This window comes from Shewanella sp. BF02_Schw, from assembly GCF_014596695.2.
GTDB lineage: Bacteria > Pseudomonadota > Gammaproteobacteria > Enterobacterales > Shewanellaceae > Shewanella.
Map to the genome: position 1 here is coordinate 436,643 of NZ_JABKAW020000004.1, position 20,465 is coordinate 457,107.

The window sequence follows — 20,465 nt, forward strand, 5'->3', positions numbered from 1 at the left end:
TTTTGAAGATAGGATATAAACGACAGGGAGATTAATTATGGTCCGCCGAAGTATTTCATTGGCGCTGTTGCTGGCAATCACTCCAGCAACATTACTTTCTAACGCAGCAATGGCTGCCAGCGACTCAGCCCAAAAAATAATTAATAATGCTGAAGTGGCAAAAGGCTTTATCAATCTATTTTATGATGCCAAATCCGCACAGCTTTATTTACAAGCGAATAAGCTCAATCAACCCTTTCTATTGCTGACCAGTTTACCTCATGGTGTTGGTTCAAATGATATCGGTTTAGACCGTGGCCAGCTCGGCCAAACCCGAATGGTACAATTTGAACAGCATGGTCCTTATGTTGTGCTCAAGCAGCTGAATACCTATTTTCGCGCCTCCAGTGATAACGTTGCTGAGCGTCAAGCGGTCACACAAGCTTTTGCTGAATCGATTTTATGGCGCGGTAAATTAGTTGAAGGTAAAACGGCATTAGTCGCGATTAATGACCTAGTGATTAATGATTTGCATGGGGTGTCGGATGTATTAACGGCAACTAAGCAAGGTTTGTACAGCTTAGACAGCAGCCGCTCAGTGATATTGCCGCAAAAGATTAAATCGTTTGAACGTAATGCTGATATTGATGTTAATTTAACCTTTAAAGCCAGCAAAGCAGGCAAGCAAGTTGAGCAAGTTACTCCAGACGGTAAATTGTTGTCTGTTCAAGTGCGCTATTCCTTTGTGCAACTCCCTGATGTGGGTTATCAACCTCGTCGTTATCATCCCATGAGCGGTTATTTATCTGATGAATATGCCGATTATTCTACCGCAGTTGATCAACCACTGACTCAACGCCATTTACTGCGCCACAGATTAGAAAAAGTTACTCCGGGTGATGCTCCCAGTAAAGTGGTTAAACCTATTATTTATTACCTCGACCCAGGTGTACCTGAGCCTATTCGCAGTGCGTTATTGGAAGGTGCACGTTGGTGGGAAAGTGCATTTACTGATGCCGGTTTCATTGACGGCTTTAAAGTTGAATTGTTGCCAGAAGGTGCAGACCCTCAAGACGTGCGCTATAACATGATTCAATGGGTGCATCGCGCCACAAGAGGTTGGTCATATGGGGCAGCAGTAACCGACCCTCGTAGCGGTGAAATCATTAAAGGTAATGTCACGCTTGGCAGCTTAAGAGTACGCCAAGATCATCTTATTGCTCGAGGGTTAACGGCTGGTTGGCCTGATCGTAAAGCCGCTGCTGATGCCGCCATGGCATTGTCGCTTGCCCGTATTCGCCAGTTAGCAGCGCATGAAGTGGGCCATACCTTAGGGCTTGACCATAACTTTGCTGCATCAACAAACGATAATGCTTCGGTAATGGATTATCCGCATCCGTACGTGAGTATTCAAGGCGATAAAATTAATATTGCCACGCCTTACACCGAAGGAATTGGTGAGTGGGACAAATACACCATCGCTTATGGTTATGGAGGCCTTACGCAGACCGAGTCTTTGTTAACGTCGACCCTAACTAAAGGCTTTCGATATATTGGGGAAGCAGACTCTCGTAGTGCCAGCGCCAGTAATGCATACGCCAGTTTATGGGATCGTGGTAACGATGCGGTAGCAGAGTTAGTACGTTTAGAAACAGTGCGTCGTAAAGCGATGGATGACTTTAACTCAGATGCTTTATTAGCCGGTGAACCTCATGGCGAATTAGCCGATGTATTTGTGCCCATATATTTGCTCACGCGTTATCAAATAGAAGCCGCAGCAAAGTGGATTGGCGGGACGGATTACAGTTATCAGCAAGTAGGTTCTGGCGTACGTTGGAATTATATTCGGCCTAAAATGCAACTTGCTGCGCTCGATGCATTATTGGCGAGTTTGCAAACAGAGAGCTTGTTAGTACCAAGTAATGTGTTGCAAGCGTTAGTGCCAAAAGCCGGTAATTATCGAAAAACTCGTGAAAGCTTTGGATCAAACTTAGGCGTGATAACTGATCCTGTGGCGATGGCAGAAGTGTTGAGCCGTCATATTGTGGCGCAATTATTAACCCCTGAACGTTTAAACCGTGTCAGTCAGGCCTATATGGAAGACAGTCAGCAACTGTCGGTGGTTCAATTAATCGATAAGCTTGCGGGTGCCAGTTTGTATCAAGACTTACCGAGTGGACAGGGCCTAGCGATGCAAATGCGCGTCAATACAGTGGTGATTGATAGTTTGTTAGCAACGTACCATAGCCCTAAAACAGCGCCCGAAGTCAAAGCACAGTTAGCCGCAAGAGTGGACTATATTATTAAGCAACTTAAACGCCGCAGTAACCGTGGCAGCGATTATCAATCGGCGCATTACGATTGGCTGTTTCAAGGTATAACGAAAGGCATGACAGATCCTACTTATCGATTAATCACCAAGCCGGTGGACCTGCCTCCTGGCTCGCCAATTTAAGTGTTGGCTGATAGTGTTTGGTGAGAGTGTTGAGTGATAGTGTTGAGTGATGTATAGCGGATAATACGCGACCTCTATTGGGGTCGCGTATTGCTTTGTATCAACGCAACAGCATGATGATAGTGTTTGGAGTATGGCTATTTTGTTTGCGGTAAAGCGGCTTCTGCAACGATGACTTTAGGGTTTCTAGGGTAGAAATCATCTGCTTTACGATCGATATGGCTAAATTGGCGAGTGTTTTTATAGGGCAGTTTCATAAAACCTGAAATGCCATGACCTTGAATTTTATTTGCGTGAGTCATAATTCGATCCAAACAGGCTCGAAATGCCGCCTGTTTTCGTGGATTTAATAAACGTAAGTAACTGTGGATTTTTAAATGGTTTGGTAGCGCTTCAAAAATAATACAGCCAGTATGGTGGATTTGATTTAACCACCCCAGTTCGGTCATGATTTCTGCTGGCAGTTCCAAGTTTTCTTCCGGGTCTTTACCGTCTTCAAAGTATGAGTGCAGCCGAGATTTATCTTCTAAGGTGGGCACATCACCGACCTCAAAAGGCATTTGCAGTTCACCGGTTATTTTATATTGGTGCTCGGTACTTTTTCGCTCAAGGTGTAAGGTGTCTTTGGCATTAAAGAAGCAAGCCTTGAACACCCCAATCCGCTTAATTCCTCGCGCCATGGTGACCATATTATTTACTGCTAACACTAACGGCGCTTTACTGTCGGGATCGTAAATAGCTAAATTGGAGTCGATAAACACCCCAGACTCTTGCCAATGGATCACCAAACCGCCGACAATTGGATACTGTGCTAAACGGCCTACTGCGGCAATAAAGCCTTTTTCGGTATCGGCCATACCCACCATAAAATTGCGATAGTATTTTTCTAATTGCACATCATCCATTTTGGCAATGGGATCTAGAGTATTGTGCTCTTTCAAAAACGATTTACGCGAGCTGTAACTTACGGTTTCGACGGCTTTAGATCGCGGTTGAGCCCACACCGGAATGTCGGGTGCTAGCGGAGGTGTCGATAATATCGGCAAATGCATTCGATGGCTGTGGCGCAGGCTTTTGAGAAAGTAGTCACCCGCAAGATTGCGCCGTTCAACATCATCACTGAGCATTGCATCGAGTGTTTTTGCCAGTTCGATAGGTAATCCTATGCTGGTGGCTGGAATGATTTTTGTGCCGAAACGGCTAATTTGTCCTGATGCGAGCGCATATAAGGTTGCAGCAGCGCCTTGCTCGTCGAATCGAGGCGTAGATAACGCACCGCTCAGTTGTTCGTCACCAATAAAATACACATCGCCCATGCGCGCGTTAGTGTGCTGTTGGTCGCTTGATAGTAAGGACATGACATTGTCATCGACCGCGCGGCCGTGTTCATCTCGCTGAGCAAATACCGCAGATCCCCAATCGATTAACGACAATTTGTCGGTTTCAATATCATAAACCAAGTTAGATGGCTTAATATCGCCATGCACTAAAGGCTTACCCTTACGCAGATAATATAAAATATTGGCTAATTGTCTCGCAATACTGACGATAATTACCGGCGGTAAAGCCCCTAATCGCTGGCAAATTTTGTCGAGGTCTTCGCCTTGAGCTCGCTCCATTACTAAAATGCCTTGCTTACCAACCCGCTCGAATTTTATCGCCCCAGGTATATTTGGGTGTTTTACTTGGCTAAGCATATAGGCTTCTTCTTCAAGCCTATCTTGGACGCTTTGGGGTAAATTTACCCTTGAGAATTTAAATACATGTGATTGGCTAAACTCATTGATACCCGCAAATACAAAGCCATAGGCTCCCTTACCAATAAATTCAATTTGCTGATATCCCAATTTACTCAGCTGTTGCTTACACAAGCGGATCCAGGCCTTATGCTTGCGTGCATCATTGGCGCTGAGCAGATAGATGGACTGCTCTTCATTGATATAAAAGTGTTGCAGTTGCGGTGTTTGCAAAGGTAAGCCTCCTTTTTAAGCCCATTAAACCTTGATTAACCTTACTGCGGCAAGTGCTTCTTATATAAAACAACAGATTCCATCCACACATCAGCGCAGTCTATTTAAACATGGCTGTTCTTTTATTAAAAACCGCCCAGTATTGTTTTGTGAGCAAGCTTTTTGATTTGTAAATGGTCGCTTCCTATCTAAAAAATTATGATAAGTAAACCTTGACCTATATCAAATCAAAATCAATCAACACTCGGTACTATGGCTGTACTAGTTAATCAACGTTTTTGTGAGAGGTTATATGCATAATATAAATAAAGCTGATTTAATTCAGCTATTTAATTTTCCTCGGCAGCGAATTTTACAATCAATGGAAGTCACCCATTGTCCCCATGCAGTGTTTTTTAATCAAAGTGATGAGCAATGCATAACCTGTCATCAGGGGGAGGAGTGTTTATGGATTAATCATAACGATGAAATGGTTGCGCTTGAGATGAAGTCGGTTGACCAATTAAAGCAACAATTATTAATAGCGGTCGATTACATTGACTCAAATTTAAGCCCACACCACATGTCGCGCAGAAAGTGCCAATGTGAAAACTGTCGTTGGTTAAGGCAAGTACAAATGACACTAGACGGTAAAGCTTAGGCAGTTGAATGCCAAATCATTAAGGGAGGTTGCATCCTTTTTTTTTAGTCTTTAAAGTAGCCAGCATCTCATTAGCAACTTGACTGAAGAATAGCATCATGGAACCCAGCTTTTGGCATGAAAAATGGCAGTTACAACAAATTGGTTTTCACCAAAACCAAGTGAACCCTTTTTTAGTAAAATATTGGTCGCATATTGGTTTGAATGAAAACACTGAGGTATTCGTTCCTCTATGTGGTAAATCATTGGATATGTTTTATTTGGCCGAGCAGCGCCATACTGTGCTGGGATGTGAACTCAATACCCTCGCAGTTGAACAATTTTTTACCGACAATGATCTTACTTATCAAGTTAATCATACCGACGAACATGTAGTCTTTTCTGCCGATCAAGTCACCTTATATCAAGGGGATATTTTTACTCTACCCAAAAGTGCAACAGCGTCGATTAGTGGTTTTTACGATCGTGCTGCCCTGATTGCGTGGCCAGAAGAAATGCGCCAACAGTATGTTAAAGCACTCGCTGCGCTTATACCGGCGAATGTAAGTGGCTTATTAATTACCCTAGATTACCTACAAGATACTCTGAAAGGGCCGCCATTTGCAGTCAGTCCAGATTGGGTTAAAAGCTATTTAACACCATATTTTGATGTTGAATTATTGGAGTGTGTTGATGTACTGGCTGACAATCCGAGGTTTATGAATAAACACGTGCCTTGGCTTAATGAAGCCGTTTATAAGTTGACCCGAAAATCATAAACAGACCCTAAAACCTACCTATAACATCGGTAGGTTTTTTTATAACAGGCTAAGTCGGCTGTTTTCTGTAGACTAGCAAATGAATAATCAAAGGATCCGCAATGAACTTCAGTGATAAACCTGACCGCACATCGTCAAAAGCCCATAAATGGGAAAAATACAAAGGTACAGATATATTGCCTATGTGGATTGCTGATACTGAGTTTCGCTGTGCTGAGCCTATTTTGTCTGCCTTACATCAGCGCATTGATGATGGCCTGTTCGGTTATACCCTTCCAGCTCACGATACAGATGCCAGTGAGGCCGTTGTGGCGTGGTGTCAACGTCAATATAACTGGAAGATTGATCCTAGTTGGCTAGTGTGGACTCCGGGTGTGGTGCCTGCATTTAATGTGGCTATTCAAGCTTATTGCCAAGCAGGTGATACGGTTATCGTACAAACACCCAATTATCCTCCTATATTGGCTGCACCGGCAATTAATCATCTCAAGCGAACTTGTATCGGCTCGATAGAAGTGGATGGTCGCTGGACACTCGATTTTGATGCCTTGGAAGAGGCTGCTGCGGATCCTAAAGCCAGCTTATTTATTATGTGTAATCCAATGAATCCGCTTGGAACAGTCTTAAACCAAGCAGAACTCGACACCATTGCAGCAATATGCAGAAAACATGGCGTCATGCTGTGCTCGGATGAAATACACTGTGATTTAATTTTAGATGAGGTGCCACATTTACCCGCCAGTGCGCACCCAGAATTGGCTGAGCATTCAGTGACATTAATGGCCGCCAGTAAAACCTTCAATATCGCGGGATTAGGTACGTCTTTCGCTATTATTCCAAACGAAAAATTAAGAGTAGCATTCAACCATGCAGCCCGCGGCAGGTTACCATCGGTAACCGTCACAGGTCTTACCGCCACTAATGCAGCCTTCAGGCATTGCGATGAGTGGCATCAACAACAAGTGGCGTATTTAACTGAAAATCGTGATTATCTAGTGACTGAAATCAACAAAATCGACGGTTTAAAAGCTATCTCACCCGCGGCGACTTTTTTACTGTGGGTTGATGCCAGCGGTTTACAAGTCCCCGATACGCAAGCATGGTGTGAAGCCAAAGGTGTCGGCCCATCAGCGGGCAGAGACTTTGGTGATAAAGACTGTTTTCGCTTGAACTTCGGTTGTTCACGAGATTACTTAGTCGAAGCAATTAAAAAACTGCAGGGCAGAGACGTTTAACCACCGGCAAAACTTTTTTTACGGGTAATATCAATATAAAGTAAAAAAATTGACCCTTTATCCAGTAGTTAATCGTATGAATGTAGAATAAGAATTAAAGGAACGTGTTTCACGATGACATTACCTATACAAAACGCTCAAGGAATGGCTAAACGATCCGCAACATTTGTTGACTCTGGATCATTGCGCCGAACCCCTACACTGGACAGTGGCACCGTGGATGATAAGCGCCAAGAAATAGCGCTTTACTTCACCAACACCTTTGATACCTATACGCAACTGTTTGATTGTTTGCGCGACGATACTGGTTTCTATCAAAAACCTATACCTTTGCGCCACCCGCTTATTTTTTATCTTGGGCATACGGCCACTTTTTTCATCAACAAGCTACTATTGGCAAAACTGATATCCGATCGGATTAATCCTCATATGGAATCTATTTTTGCTGTGGGCGTTGATGAAATGAGCTGGGATGATTTGTCTGAAGACAGTTATGACTGGCCCAGTGTTGCTGCGGTAAAAGACTACCGTGCAAAAGTGCGCGCCACAGTATTAACATTAATTGATACCTTGGACCTTGCCCTACCCATTGATTGGGAAAATACCTGGTGGCCCATCGTCATGGGTATTGAGCACGAGCGTATTCACCTTGAGACATCGTCGGTACTCATTCGCCAACATGAGTTGGCTAAAGTCCAGCCATTACCTCAATGGCCAGCTTGTAAAGATGCTGGCCAGGCGCCAAAAAATAAACTAATAAGCGTCGCCGCTGGCTCAGTTAATCTTGGACAATCATTTGATAGTGCATTTTATGGCTGGGACAATGAATATGGCCAACATCAGGCTGAGGTAGCTGAGTTTAAAGCCAGCCAATATTTAGTCAGCAATCAGGAGTTCCTCGAGTTTGTTGAGGACGGTGGTTATGAGCATAATCGTTTTTGGAGTGATGAAGGTCTGGCTTGGCGACAATTTACTGAGGCAAAACACCCAGCATTTTGGCGTTGGCACAATGGCTGGCGCTTGCGCTTAATGACGGAAGAAATTGATATGGCTTGGGACTGGCCTGCCGAAGTTAACTATCATGAAGCGAAAGCGTTTTGTGAATGGAAGACTGAAGAAACTGGACAGAAAATTCGCATGCCAACTGAAGACGAATGGTATCGATTGTGTGCACAAGCGGGCGTAGAAGAGCTGGGTAACGGCGCGGCCAATGCAAACTTGCATCTCGACCATTTTGCATCATGCTGCCCAGTAACACGCTATCAACATGGCAATTGGTTTGATGTGGTGGGCAACGTATGGCAATGGACTGAAACGCCTATTTACCCCTTCGATAACTTTAAAGTACACCCACTGTATGACGACTTCACCACGCCAACTTTTGATGGTAAACACAACTTGATCAAAGGTGGTTCATGGATTTCAAGTGGAAACGAAGCGCGTCTTAGTGCACGTTATGCATTTAGGCGTCACTTTACGCAGCACGCCGGATTTCGTTATATTGCCTCTGAAGTTGAGGCAACGTCTCCTAAGGCTTACTACGAAAGTGACCAGTTATTGTCAGAATATGCAGAGTTTCACTTTGGTGACACCTGGTATGGCGTAGAGAATTTTCCTAAAGCTTTAGCTGATATTGCACTTGAGGCAATGAAGGGTAAACCCACCGGTAAAGCACTTGACTTAGGTTGTGCCTGTGGCCGAGCAAGTTTTGAGTTGGCCCGCCAGTTCGATGAAGTAGACGGTATTGATTTTTCAGCAAACTTTACTCGCCTAGCAGCTAAAATGGCGCAGCAAGGCGCAGTGCGTTACGCCCGTGCCGAAGAAGGCGAATTAGTGAGCTATCATACTCGTACCCTGCAAGAATTAGGGTTGGACACTTATGCAAACCGTGTCGCATTTCATCAAGGCGACGCCTGTAACCTCAAACCCCAATTCACGGCTTATGATTTAGTTTTAGCAGCTAATTTGATTGACCGACTCTACCAGCCGAGTCGTTTTCTGGCGGATATGGCACAGCGCATCAATGATGGCGGCTTGCTTATTATTGCATCGCCTTACACGTGGTTGGAAGAACATACACCTAAGGAAGAGTGGATAGGTGGTTTCAAAAAAGATGGTGAAAACTACAGCACGTTAGATGGCTTGAAAGATCAACTATCAAGCCATTTTAAGTTGGTTGGTGAGCCGCGCAAAGTCCCGTTTGTGATCCGCGAAACTCAGCACAAGTTTCAGCATACTTTGTCTGAACTTACGGTTTGGGAGCGCTTGCCACGCTGATAAGTGCCTCAATTTCTTGAGCAATCAATTTGTGGTCTGCCAGTTGTTCAAACCAGCTGGTGGCCACAACATCGCTTTGCAATCCAAGTAAGGTTCCCAGCACTATTCCTCGATGTACGTTGTCACCGCCTAAGTTAGTATTCACTCGCAGTGCTTGCCAAGGATCATGTTGGTATTTACAGGCCAGGTACAAGACGACAGGCCAAGAATCTGAAATATAACATGCCCTTGAAAATATTTGGCCGACGACCTGATTGTCGGGCACATTACGTTTTAACAGACCGGCTAAATTAGTACTGGTTAGGCCTATGCTTGCTTCAAGTAAAAGAGCCTTAACGCCTGCTTCATCCGGCCCATCCATCAGAGCGCACAACAGTTGCACGTAGCTATCACATACCTGCATTAAAGATTCATCAGGATGGGTTAAGGCCAGATGCGCTCGGCAGGTAATCTTTATTTCGGCTTCGCTTATGCCCTTAAGTCGTTCTGAAAAAACCAAAGGTGCTATGGTCACCAATGCACCAATAGATGCAGTGTCGTGAGTTATCATGCCACAGTTTTCAAGCTTGCGTCCCTGCGCCAAGTTAGCAAAAAATCCTCTATGGTAGGACTCTGCATAAGTATCGGGATGAGCGGCGGGAGTTATTGTCATAAAGTCAATGTAGGCATTAACAAATGCTTGTCGGTCATAGGGTTGTGGCGAACTCGCCAGGGTGCGCATCACTACTCGAGCGCAATGGGCGTTGAGGGTGTTTTCACCCGCCTGCATGCCTTGATGATAATGCACATTCGGTTTGTCCCAAAACTGCGCCTTATCTTTTAAAATAATATCGCCTACCACTTGCGGCGACTGATCGTTAGCTGAATGCCCCTTAGACGACCGATCATTGGACTGTCGCCCCCCTTTATGTTTGGAGTGCAAGGACATAATAGATGAAGGGTGAAACTCAGGTGCGGCCTCAAAGCGCTGAATACCACCAGTAAAGGCACGCTCGATTTCCATCGGTTGATAATACCAATGCACTGGCATGGCCAAAGCATCAGCAATAAAGCTTGTTTTAAGTGCCCAGGTAACGCGAAGTGGCTGAGAAGGGTTGTGATTCATGATAATGCCTCTTTCACATGGTAAAAAAGAATACGTATCTGCATTAGATACAGCAACAATAGACTCCGCAACAATAGGTTGTGAATCGATAACGAATGGATAATTTTTACCATGTGAATATTGATTAAAAATGTATGTGGTCATACTAGATACGTTATTTATACAAAACTAGACGTTTTTTTAAGGCAATAGGCTAAATTTATTTCGCAACCAAAATCTTCAACCCGACAAGCGCAACAGCTTTTTTGAGTATGGGGAGGACGTAGAGGATGTAACCCATTGAGTTTATAAATGTGCCTGTAAATGAGCTTGTAAATGAATGTATAAATAATCATGTGCAGCGCTCTGTGATGATATATCTTTTGAGTTGGCTTTTACTTGGTAGCTAACCTACTGGTTATAATAGATAAAATGTTTATTTTTAATATCCTGCTTGTTTATAGTTTACCCAATTACTTGTACTGATATACTCAGCTTCATCCCAATTGTTACCATAATGTGTGCCAATGTCTGTAATCACTCCCAACTTACCCCGTAGCCCTAGTTTTTTGCAGTCTCTTATCTGTTTTAGCGTGATTATCATCACCATAGCGGGTGGACTTTTTGGTCTAGGGATCAGCCTGCATACACTGATGTTTCTGTGCTTGTTATGGATAGGACTCAACGCTTTTAGTCTTGGTTACGGCTATATACATATACGTGAGTTGATGACTAGCGCCCTTACCAGAGCCATGCCTGCCATCTATATATTTATATTGATCGGCATGGTGATTGCTAGTTTTATGCACAGTGGCACCATCGCCACGCTTATTTATTATGGTCTTAGTTGGCTGAGTCCGAGTTTGTTTTTGGCGGTTGGTTTATTACTGTGCGCCTTGATGTCGCTAGCAACTGGAACATCTTGGGGTACTGTCGGCACCTTAGGCGTGGTTTTTATTGGCATCGGCTCTGCCATGAATATCCCCCTACCTTTAGTCGCAGGTATGATTGTCTGCGGTGCAACTTTCGGTGATAAAATGTCGCCGATTTCAGATACCACAAACCTCGCCGCTATGAGTGCTGGCACGGATCTCTATCGACACATTTACTCCATGCTGTTCACCACAACGCCGACCTTTATCCTCACTTTCTTAATATTTTTAGTGATCGGATTGAACTATAGTGAACAAAATCTAGACTTGGCAGAAGTTACCTCAATTCAAACCGCACTTGCCAACAATTACAGCCTTACGCCGCTGATTACGTTATTACCACTGATTTTACTCGCGGTACTGAGCATTAGAAAGGTGCCCGCTGAAGTGACGATGTCATGCAGCATAATTCTCGCCGTGCTAATCGCGATTTTTTATCAGCAACAAAGTGCTATCTCCGTGCTTAATGCACTGTGGGAAAATACGCCCGAATCAACGGGTATCGCCAGTTTAGATGCTTTGCTTGGTCGCGGCGGCATTAGCAGTATGAGCTGGACCTTGCTGCTGGCGTTAATGGCTATCGCACTAGGCGGCATTTTACACGGCGCGGGATTTCTCAGCGCACTATTAGCCGGCATCATAAAAAGAGTGCAGCGCACCGCCACCCTTATTGCGACGACGATTATGTCCGGTTTTTTAGGTAACATTGCTATGGGAGAGGCTTATATTTCGATTATTCTCAGTTGCCAACTGTTTAAGCCCAAATATGAGCAACAAAATTTAGAGGCCGCCATTCTTTCGCGCTCAGTTGAAGAAGGTGCCACTATGACTACAGGCCTTATTCCGTGGACCACAGCAGGTGCCTTTTATACCGCCACTCTAGGGGTAGACGTACTTGACTACGCGCCCTATGCTTTTTTCAACTACCTTAATGCCATCATCGCAGTGGCAATGGCCGACTTTGGTATTGGGCTTCTCAAGCCGAAAACTAAACCAGCTTTGGCGTAAAGGATATTAATCTCTTATCAATCCATAGGGCTGTTAGCGTTAAGACTGTAAATTTAGCCAATGCTTGAGCTGAATCGACCGCCATAGCGTTTAACATTTTTTATAGCATTGTTTTTATAGCATTGATTATAAATACTATTAGCTACACTTCGTCTTCAAAGATACTTTCAATAGGTAGCTTGAATAAACGTGCCGCTTTAAAGGCTAATGGCAAACTAGGATCAAACTTACCTGTTTCGATCGCATTGATCGTCTGCCTGGAAACATTAAGTAAGTCTGCTAGTTGTGCTTGTGTCAGGTCTTGCTCTGCCCTGAGTACTTTTAGGCGATTTTTCATTGGTACTTCCTATGGCCTAAAATAATACCGACTAAATAGGTGAGTCCCATAATGATCACCAAGTGAGAAATTTCCGCGTGACCAGCTATTAAGTTTGTTGTGTCTAAATTTGAGTAGCTCAAGCCAACAATTAGCCCCACCCCCAGACTGAGGCCCATCGCATTTAATTGAATTTTTTGCTGCAATTCATCTAAGCCAAGTAGTTGGCGTCTATTGGCTAAAATCATCCCGATACCCATCATGAAATTAATGCCAATGGCCATTATGGTGATGACATCTTGTTGCCAAATAAATTGTGGACCAAAGTTGGCGACGGCCATACTTATCACCCACGCTAAAGTCCATTTTGCTAAACGAGCTGTATTATGTTTGTTGGTATTTTTCCAGTCTTGATTGTGTGTTAGTGGCGACATTATCAACATTCCCTTGGTCGTGTTTAGTTGTCATTATGTCAACTAAGCTTGACTTTAAGTTATCGCAATCTATTAATGCTTGTCAAGTAAGCTTTACTTTTTTGAGGTGTTGTAAATTAACCTCAACTCGGGTTAAAAGGTGGGATATGTAAGGCAAAATATAATATTCGGCCTATTTCATATCAAACTTGTTATAGCCAGTTGCACACGTGTAAGTGAACCATTATGTTCACTTACAGATTAAAGTTTGACGAACAATCACACTTCTGTCGGCACTATTTTTGTATAGTGCCAAGGGATTTAATGAGCCTCAGGACCCTGTAACAGTTTGTTTGTCGCAGTCGCTAATCATCTTCGAATATCTTGTTGATATGGATTGAAGGGCCTGTGAGTATCATCGCAGGATATTCAGTAAAACCTTATAGTGTATCGATTCACTTAATAAAGTAGGACAGTGATCCCCATGAAAACTAAAATAATATTAGACACAGATCCCGGTATTGATGATGTATTTGCTATTCTCTTTGCCGAAGCACATCCAGATATTGATCTTAAGGCCATCACCACGGTTTATGGCAATGTGACCATTGAAAATGCGACCCGTAATGCGCTTTATCTTAAACAAAAATTTCAGCTGCAGGCCGATATTGTCACTGGCGCGAGTAAGCCTATCGTACGTCCTCCTGTTGGCCCAACGGTCGTTGTTCACGGTGAAGGTGGCTTTGGAGATGTGAATGTCCCAGCCGAAGTAGAAGGTCAAGCTGATCCGCGGCCTGCGTATCAATACATCATTGACGCTGTAAAGGCGGAGCCTGGTGAGATTACTTTAGTGGCCATCGGTCCGTTAACTAACCTTGCGCTAGCGCTTCAGGCTGACCCAAGCATTGTCGACTTAGTTAACAAGGTGGTCATTATGGGTGGCGCTTTTGGTGAGAACGGCCATCGCGGTAATGTGACCCCTTTTGCCGAAGCTAATGTACACGATGATCCTCATGCTGCTGATATGGTGTTGACGGCCTCATGGCCTGTGGTTGTGATTGGCTTAGATGTGACTGAACAAAGCTTTTTTACTCGTGATTTTCTTGATCAATTGCGCGACAATGCAGGCGACGTTGGCCAATTTATTTGGGATGTTAGCCGGTTCTATTTGAGGTTTTATAGTGAAAAAGTGGGCTTAGAAGCTTGCCATGTGCATGACCCATCTGCAATTGCCTATGTGATTAATCCAGAGTTGTTCACGCTTAGAGAAGGGCCAATACGAGTCGTTGTCGATGGTGTTGCCGAAGGAATGACCATTCAGAAGATTGATGACCGTGTTTACCCGCATGATGAATGGATGAATCAGGCGCCGCAACAGGTTGCAGTCGCGGTCAAAGATGCCGAACTATTGGAGCTATATCGCGACAGTATTATCAATTATGCCGCAAGATTGAAATAACACTGTCGGCATCTGGCGGACTAATACCGCTTACCTAACACTAGCGCAGTAATCACTGCGCTTTTTTCATGGGAGTTCGACTCTAGTGTTTTACATTAGCGCTTTACATTAGAAATCAGCACTCGCTATTAAGCATTAAGTCTAGCTGCGACAAGTGAGCCATCTGGCATGTTTGCTGCGCCTAGGCGCTCAACGGCGAGTGACGCATAAGCGTTGGCATATTTAGCGGCCTGATGCAGTGTACTGCCTCTAGCAAGCTCGGCGACCAAAGCGCCATTAAAAGCATCGCCTGCACCAGTGGTATCAACAACCGCGCTTTTTAACACCTCGATTAGGGTAAATTGATCGTTTTCATAAAGTAATACCCCATCAGATCCGCGAGTAATCACCACCGATGTTACGCCTAAGGCATGTATTGCAATAGCGGCCTGCTTAGCACTGTCTAGATCGGTTACTGCGATCCCAGTCATTAACGAAGCTTCTGTTTCATTAGGAGTGATCATATCAACTAAAGGTAATAACTCGAGAGTTCTCTGATGATACGGCGCCGGATTGAGGATCACTTTTGCGCCATTGTCTTTGGCAATGCTCATCGCGAGCTTGATAGCATCAAAATTGGTTTCAAGCTGGGTTAAAAATAATTGTGCACTAACAATATGGTGTTTGGCTGAGTGTATTTCATCATCGGTCAGCGTCATGTTTGCGCCTTCGTTGACCGCAATCATATTCTCGCCAGCTTGTTCACTAACGTAAATCATCGCGGTACCTGTCGGGCTAGTTGATGACTCGAGGATAATCGTGTTGTCTATGCCGGTACTGTTGAGGTGTTGGCGCGCAAATTGACTAAATTGATCAGTACCAATTTTAGTCATAAAGGTAATATGGGCACCATTTTTAGCCGCAGCATAAGCCTGATTTGCCCCTTTGCCGCCAGCGCCAATACTACTGCTACTTGAATGCAAGGTTTCTCCCGGTTGGGGAAAGCGTGCTAATTTTGCCACAATATCGACATTGAATGAGCCAAGTACAAATACATTATGTTTCATTTTGATTAATCTACCTTGGTTTGAGTCGAGTTCTTTGCTGTCATTCAGTATGCTGCGGTCGAGTAATTCTGCCAACATAGCGTCCAAGCTATACTTTTTGATATTCGCGCCTTCAGACTGACAGACTCCGCCATGAATTCGTTTTACTAGACCGTCTTTTTCCAGCTGCACGAGATCACAACGAACCGTTTTAGCGGTTACTGCCAGTAATGTGGATATTTTTTGGTTAGACAGTTTTTTATGCATACTGAGTAACTTGAGAATAACAGCCAGTCTTTCATTTCGACTTAGTTTTTTCATAATGGAATATAGTGCTTCAGCAGAAAATAAATTGTGATAAAGACCAGAGCTTAACATGCAAAGTGAACCAGTTGGTTCGTTTGCTATTGGTTGTTTGGGGGGGAGAATGATTTGGTCGCATTTATTTCAATGAGTCTGCTTAAATGAGTTTAGTCAAATCAGCTTAATTTATTGCGCTTAGTGAAGTGAGTTTCATTAAATGTACTTAGTAAGGAAGACGGGGTTTACTGCATATATTATATTATTCATTCTATTCACAGTGTTTTTTGAGAGTAAATATATGGTGAGCGAGTTTACTTTGTTGTCGTAAGTGATTGATTATTAATTATGGCTTGTAGCGTCTGTACAGCTATTCTCATTGCATTCTTTGCGGATCAGCCCACGACTACGTGATGAATTGCTTTATTCAATATAGTCTCGCGGGAATCTCCATTGGTGGCAATAGTCTGTGGCCCCAATTCAGTTTGTTAGGGCCAGTTAGATTGAATGGACTAAAAAGTGCAACTGCTTCCACTCAGCCTTATATGCAACCCTTTCAATCGTGAGACTTTATGCGGTGAAGAGAACTTTTAGCCTTGTGAATACAGAACTGTGAATACGAGTGCTATTAAAACTAGTGCTGTAAATGTATTTCCTTTACCGGGCAAGGTATCTTAATTTTGGCTTGATTGAGTGCTTTGATTATGGCTAGGTTAGTGTGGTACTTCTCTTCGAAATAGCGTGTTGTCGGTACCCAATAACGTACACCAACTTCTATCCCCACAGTATTAAATCCATTGATGCCGACTAATGGTTTCTTGTCTTGATAAATTGCCGGAGCAGCGGCAAGCACGCCATTAATTAATTGGATAACATGATCCGCATCAGCTTGGTAATCAATGTTAATTTTGTTTTCAACCAATTTATAAGCGAATGAATTATGTAAAATTTCACCGACAATGTGCTTGTTGGGAATACTGATTTGTTCGCCTTCTTCGTTGGTTAATATGGTTTGGCCTAGTTTAATGATTTCAACCACACCGCTGACACCTTTAATTTCAATGGTATTGCCAACCACAAAAGGGCGGGTGACAATAATGGTAATGCCGGCAGCATAATTAGATAACATTCCTTGTAATGCCAAGCCTGCTCCGAGTGAAGCGGCACCAATAGCAGCCACCATTGGCGTTACGCTAATCCCTAGTTTGCCTAAACAGATAACAGCAACCATCACAATAATAATGATTTTAACTAAGTTGGAAGCAAAGTTACTGAGGGTGATATCAATGTTATGTTTTTTCAGTTGAGCGGCGACAACGTTGGCGGCTTTGTTTGCCACCCAAAGCCCCAATAAGAAAATAATAATCGCACCCGCAATTTGAAAGCTGTACGCAACAACAAACTCAGTGATGACGCTATAGACATTTTGCAGTTGTTGGAGCTCCTGATCTAAACTGGGTTCGTTCATTCTATGTTCCTTATTGAAGCACGTTAAGTTGTTATCAAATTGGATGATAACAACTTTTTACTCTAAGGTGTAAGTCTGTGATGAGTGTTAAATGCCATCACGGCGAAAATATTTCCAACGACTTTATGGGCATTTTTCTGACAAATGTCTATACTTTCTAGACGCAGAAACTAATCAATAACGCAGTGTATTAAGCTAGTAAGGCGTTGCGTGTTATTGATATTTCTCGAAGAATAAAAAAGTATACTTTTTGCATAAAAATTCGTTGCGTATTGATTAAAAATATCGTTTACTGCGCATGTTTTTACAGATTCGTAATGACACTTTTATCGCCCTACTTACAGGAGGCACTGGCCTAATGAGCCAATTTCAATCGATTGATGTTGCAGATTATTATGACAAGGACACGTTTGACCGCATAGAGGCATTTGCTAAAGATAAGCCAACGCCATTTGTAGTTATTGACACCCAAATCGTTGCGAAACAATATGATGATATGGTTAATAATTTTCCTTTCGCTAATATCTATTATGCGGTTAAGGCAAATCCGGCCAAAGAAATTTTAACCTTGTTACGAGACAAAGGTTCAAACTTTGATATCGCGTCCATTTATGAACTTGAAATGGTCACGTCGATAGGTGTTTCTGCTGATCGTATTAGCTACGGTAACACCATTAAGAAACGCGTTGATGTACGATCATTCTTTGAACAAGGCGTACGTATGTTTGCTTCAGATTCTGAAGCCGATTTACGCATGATTGCGGAAGAAGCTCCTGGTTCAAAAGTGTACTTGCGTATTTTAACTGAAGGTACACACACAGCCGACTGGCCTTTATCACGTAAGTTTGGTTGCCAAAATGAAATGGCGTACGACTTATTAGTATTGGCAAAAGAGTTAGGCTTACAACCGCATGGCATTTCTTTCCACGTCGGTTCACAACAACGTGATATCGGTGCGTGGGATTCTGCTATCGGTAAAGTGAAAAGCATTTACGACCGTTTAAAAGAAGAACATGGCATTGTGTTAAAGATGATCAATTTAGGGGGTGGTTTTCCTGCCAACTATATGGATAAAACGAATGAACTAGGTGTTTATGCTCAGCAGATTAAGCATTTCCTAGAAGAAGATTTTGGTGACGAATTACCTGAGATTATTCTAGAGCCTGGCCGTTCATTGCTTTCAAATGCTGGTGTATTGGTATCTGAAGTGGTATTGATTTCGCGTAAATCAAACACTGCATTAGAGCGCTGGGTATTTACAGATGTGGGTAAGTTCTCTGGTTTAATTGAAACCATGGACGAAGCGATTAAATTCCCAATCTATACTGAGCGTAAAGGCGAGTTAGATAAGTGCGTTATTGCCGGCCCAACCTGTGACAGTGCCGATATTATGTATGAGCACTATAGCTATGGTTTACCGGTTGATTTAGCCATTGGTGACCGTATGTACTGGTTAACCGCTGGTGCTTACACTACGACCTATTCAGCAGTATGTTTTAACGGCTTCCCACCACTTAAAGATTATTATCTTTAATTGATGGTGTAGTTTGACGACATCTTAAAGGACGCATTAGCGTCCTTTATTTTTATGCGCGCCTAAACCTCTTGTTGATGATTTTTTAAAATATCTAATATTTGTTCTTTAAGGTGTAATCTCGTGCTTTTCATTAGTTTTAATTCAGCTGGTGCATCACTACTACTGTGCTTTTCTAGTGCGGTAATTTGCTCATCGAGTTGATTGTGGTCATTAAACTTTTTGATAAAGTGCTTATCTGTGACTTTAAGTTTAGATATTAAGTCTCGGTACTCTGGAAACATAAGTTACTCCTTTAAGCTGAGTCAGCGGATTTCGGGTTCATTTCAATTTGCATTCATCAGATGTTATGCCAATAACCATGATGCTTGCTTTAGCAGCAACACAATTTGGAAATGAGATGTGTTGAATCTAATATTGATTAACTTTATGCTCAGTGGTTATGCTTACCTTCAGCCTAAAACCATTTTAGCGAGGTTAACTTGATGTAAATCACGTTAATGATTGTTAAGCGAGATAAGATATTTGTTGTTTCTATCGACCTTCAACTATGCTGAAACGGGTGTATTTGGTGGGATTTGGACATATATTAGTAATAATTTAACGAATGAATATTAACTATTATGAATTTATATGTGATCAAGTTAACCTTATCCCCCTAAAGACTAGGTTAAAGTCTGGGTTATAAGAATTTAATATTCAAAACTGAAAGGGGTTTTCACAATGTCCGATGTATTTCACTTAGGATTAACTAAAAAAATGTTAGATGGCGCTACCTTAGCAATCGTTCCTGGTGATCCAGAACGTGTTAAGCGTATTGCTGAGTTAATGGACAACGCAACGTTCTTAGCGAGCCATCGTGAATACACAAGCTACTTAGCTTATATCGATGGCAAAGCCGTGGTTGTGTGTTCAACCGGTATCGGTGGACCATCAACTTCTATTGCGGTTGAAGAATTAGCACAATTAGGTGTGAGAACTTTCTTACGCGTAGGTACAACTGGCGCAATTCAGCCGCACGTAAACGTGGGTGATGTGATTGTGACTCAAGCTTCTGTGCGTTTAGATGGCGCAAGCTTACACTTTGCACCGCTTGAGTTCCCAGCAGCAGCAGACTTTGAATGTACAACTGCTATGGTTGCAGCATGTCGTGACGCTGGTCTAGAGCCACACATTGGTATTACTGCTTCTTCTGATACTTTCTATCCAGGTCAAGAGCGTTACGATACTGTTTCTGGTCGCATTACGCAGCGTTATGTTGGCTCTATGAAAGAGTGGCAGTCAATGGGTGTGTTGAACTATGAAATGGAATCAGCTACGCTATTTACAATGTGTGCAACTCAAGGTTGGCGTGCAGCATGTGTTGCCGGTGTTATTGTAAACCGCACACAGCAAGAGATCCCTGACGAAGCGACAATGAAGAAGACTGAAGTAAGTGCCGTGTCTATTGTTGTAGCAGCAGCGAAAAAATTATTAGCTTAAGCTAACGTTTTAACCATCACGTTATAACAAGATATTGTGTAAAAACAGATTGTGTTAAGGCTGATGGCGTTAAAACGGATTACGCAAAAAAAATTGCCTCAAATCAATGAGTGTTGAAATGTAATCATTA

Annotated in this window: 16 protein-coding genes; 9 read left to right on the top strand and 7 right to left on the bottom strand. The window is 43.0% G+C overall.

What is annotated here, in order from left to right:
* Nucleotides 1-37: 37 nt before the first annotated feature.
* Nucleotides 38-2,434: a zinc-dependent metalloprotease gene (locus tag HNW13_RS17250; protein WP_192114160.1), complete on the top strand. Its 2,397-nt coding sequence runs from the start codon at nt 38-40 to the stop codon at nt 2,432-2,434.
* A 137-nt stretch (nt 2,435-2,571) separates the two neighbouring features.
* On the opposite strand, the gene HNW13_RS17255 is transcribed toward HNW13_RS17250, so the two are convergent.
* Complete coding sequence (locus tag HNW13_RS17255; RefSeq protein WP_192114161.1) at nt 2,572-4,404, bottom strand: protein kinase; 1,833 nt, start codon at nt 4,402-4,404, stop codon at nt 2,572-2,574.
* A gap of 292 nt (nt 4,405-4,696) precedes the next feature.
* On the opposite strand from HNW13_RS17255, the gene HNW13_RS17260 reads away from it, so the two are divergent.
* The 4 genes from HNW13_RS17260 (at nt 4,697) to ovoA (ending at nt 9,314) form a co-directional block, all read left to right on the top strand.
* Nucleotides 4,697-5,044: a hypothetical protein gene (locus HNW13_RS17260; protein WP_101085154.1), complete on the top strand. Its 348-nt coding sequence runs from the start codon at nt 4,697-4,699 to the stop codon at nt 5,042-5,044.
* A gap of 98 nt (nt 5,045-5,142) precedes the next feature.
* Nucleotides 5,143-5,802 carry a thiopurine S-methyltransferase gene (locus tag HNW13_RS17265; RefSeq protein WP_162023909.1) on the top strand — a complete coding sequence of 220 codons (660 nt, stop codon included), beginning with the start codon at nt 5,143-5,145 and terminating at the stop codon, nt 5,800-5,802.
* A gap of 101 nt (nt 5,803-5,903) precedes the next feature.
* The gene (locus tag HNW13_RS17270; RefSeq protein ID WP_192114162.1) at nt 5,904-7,037 is read left to right on the top strand and encodes a PatB family C-S lyase; all 1,134 of its coding nucleotides are present in this window, start codon (nt 5,904-5,906) and stop codon (nt 7,035-7,037) included.
* Nucleotides 7,038-7,151: 114 nt separating this feature from the next.
* Nucleotides 7,152-9,314, top strand: coding sequence for a 5-histidylcysteine sulfoxide synthase (gene ovoA, locus HNW13_RS17275; RefSeq protein WP_192114163.1), 2,163 nt, complete (start codon nt 7,152-7,154; stop codon nt 9,312-9,314).
* Here the strand turns inward: ovoA and HNW13_RS17280 are convergent.
* Nucleotides 9,286-10,419: an ADP-ribosylglycohydrolase family protein gene (locus tag HNW13_RS17280; RefSeq protein WP_192114187.1), complete on the bottom strand. Its 1,134-nt coding sequence runs from the start codon at nt 10,417-10,419 to the stop codon at nt 9,286-9,288. The genes ovoA and HNW13_RS17280 overlap by 29 nt on opposite strands.
* Before the next feature lie 506 nt (nt 10,420-10,925).
* Between HNW13_RS17280 and nhaC the strand changes: the two genes are divergently transcribed.
* Nucleotides 10,926-12,338, top strand: coding sequence for a Na+/H+ antiporter NhaC (gene nhaC / locus HNW13_RS17285; RefSeq protein ID WP_192114164.1), 1,413 nt, complete (start codon nt 10,926-10,928; stop codon nt 12,336-12,338).
* 142 nt (nt 12,339-12,480) lie between these two features.
* On the opposite strand, the gene HNW13_RS17290 is transcribed toward nhaC, so the two are convergent.
* Together HNW13_RS17290 and HNW13_RS17295 are read right to left on the bottom strand one after the other, a co-directional pair.
* A complete protein-coding gene (locus HNW13_RS17290; RefSeq protein WP_162023905.1) occupies nt 12,481-12,675 on the bottom strand; it encodes a helix-turn-helix transcriptional regulator in 195 nt (64 codons plus the stop codon).
* On the bottom strand, nt 12,672-13,088 hold the full coding sequence (locus HNW13_RS17295) for a hypothetical protein (RefSeq protein ID WP_101085159.1): 417 nt from the start codon (nt 13,086-13,088) through the stop codon (nt 12,672-12,674). Before HNW13_RS17295 ends, HNW13_RS17290 begins: the two co-directional genes overlap by 4 nt.
* 463 nt (nt 13,089-13,551) lie before the next feature.
* Here HNW13_RS17295 and HNW13_RS17300 point away from each other — a divergent pair, with 463 nt between their 5' ends.
* On the top strand, nt 13,552-14,526 hold the full coding sequence (locus HNW13_RS17300; RefSeq protein WP_192114165.1) for a nucleoside hydrolase: 975 nt from the start codon (nt 13,552-13,554) through the stop codon (nt 14,524-14,526).
* Nucleotides 14,527-14,654: 128 nt separating this feature from the next.
* On the opposite strand, the gene rbsK is transcribed toward HNW13_RS17300, so the two are convergent.
* Both rbsK and HNW13_RS17310 read right to left on the bottom strand, forming a co-directional pair.
* Nucleotides 14,655-15,872 (bottom strand): ribokinase, encoded by a 1,218-nt coding sequence (gene rbsK / locus HNW13_RS17305; protein ID WP_192114166.1) that lies wholly within the window; start codon nt 15,870-15,872, stop codon nt 14,655-14,657.
* A 613-nt stretch (nt 15,873-16,485) separates the two neighbouring features.
* Nucleotides 16,486-17,319 (bottom strand): mechanosensitive ion channel family protein, encoded by an 834-nt coding sequence (locus HNW13_RS17310; protein ID WP_101085162.1) that lies wholly within the window; start codon nt 17,317-17,319, stop codon nt 16,486-16,488.
* Between the two features lie 358 nt (nt 17,320-17,677).
* Between HNW13_RS17310 and HNW13_RS17315 the strand changes: the two genes are divergently transcribed.
* Nucleotides 17,678-18,853 (top strand): type III PLP-dependent enzyme, encoded by a 1,176-nt coding sequence (locus HNW13_RS17315; protein WP_011638842.1) that lies wholly within the window; start codon nt 17,678-17,680, stop codon nt 18,851-18,853.
* A 62-nt stretch (nt 18,854-18,915) separates the two neighbouring features.
* On the opposite strand, the gene HNW13_RS17320 is transcribed toward HNW13_RS17315, so the two are convergent.
* Nucleotides 18,916-19,137: a DUF465 domain-containing protein gene (locus HNW13_RS17320; RefSeq protein WP_192114167.1), complete on the bottom strand. Its 222-nt coding sequence runs from the start codon at nt 19,135-19,137 to the stop codon at nt 18,916-18,918.
* A 439-nt stretch (nt 19,138-19,576) separates the two neighbouring features.
* Here HNW13_RS17320 and udp point away from each other — a divergent pair, with 439 nt between their 5' ends.
* Complete coding sequence (gene udp / locus HNW13_RS17325; RefSeq protein ID WP_011638840.1) at nt 19,577-20,335, top strand: uridine phosphorylase; 759 nt, start codon at nt 19,577-19,579, stop codon at nt 20,333-20,335.
* Nucleotides 20,336-20,465: the final 130 nt, after the last annotated feature.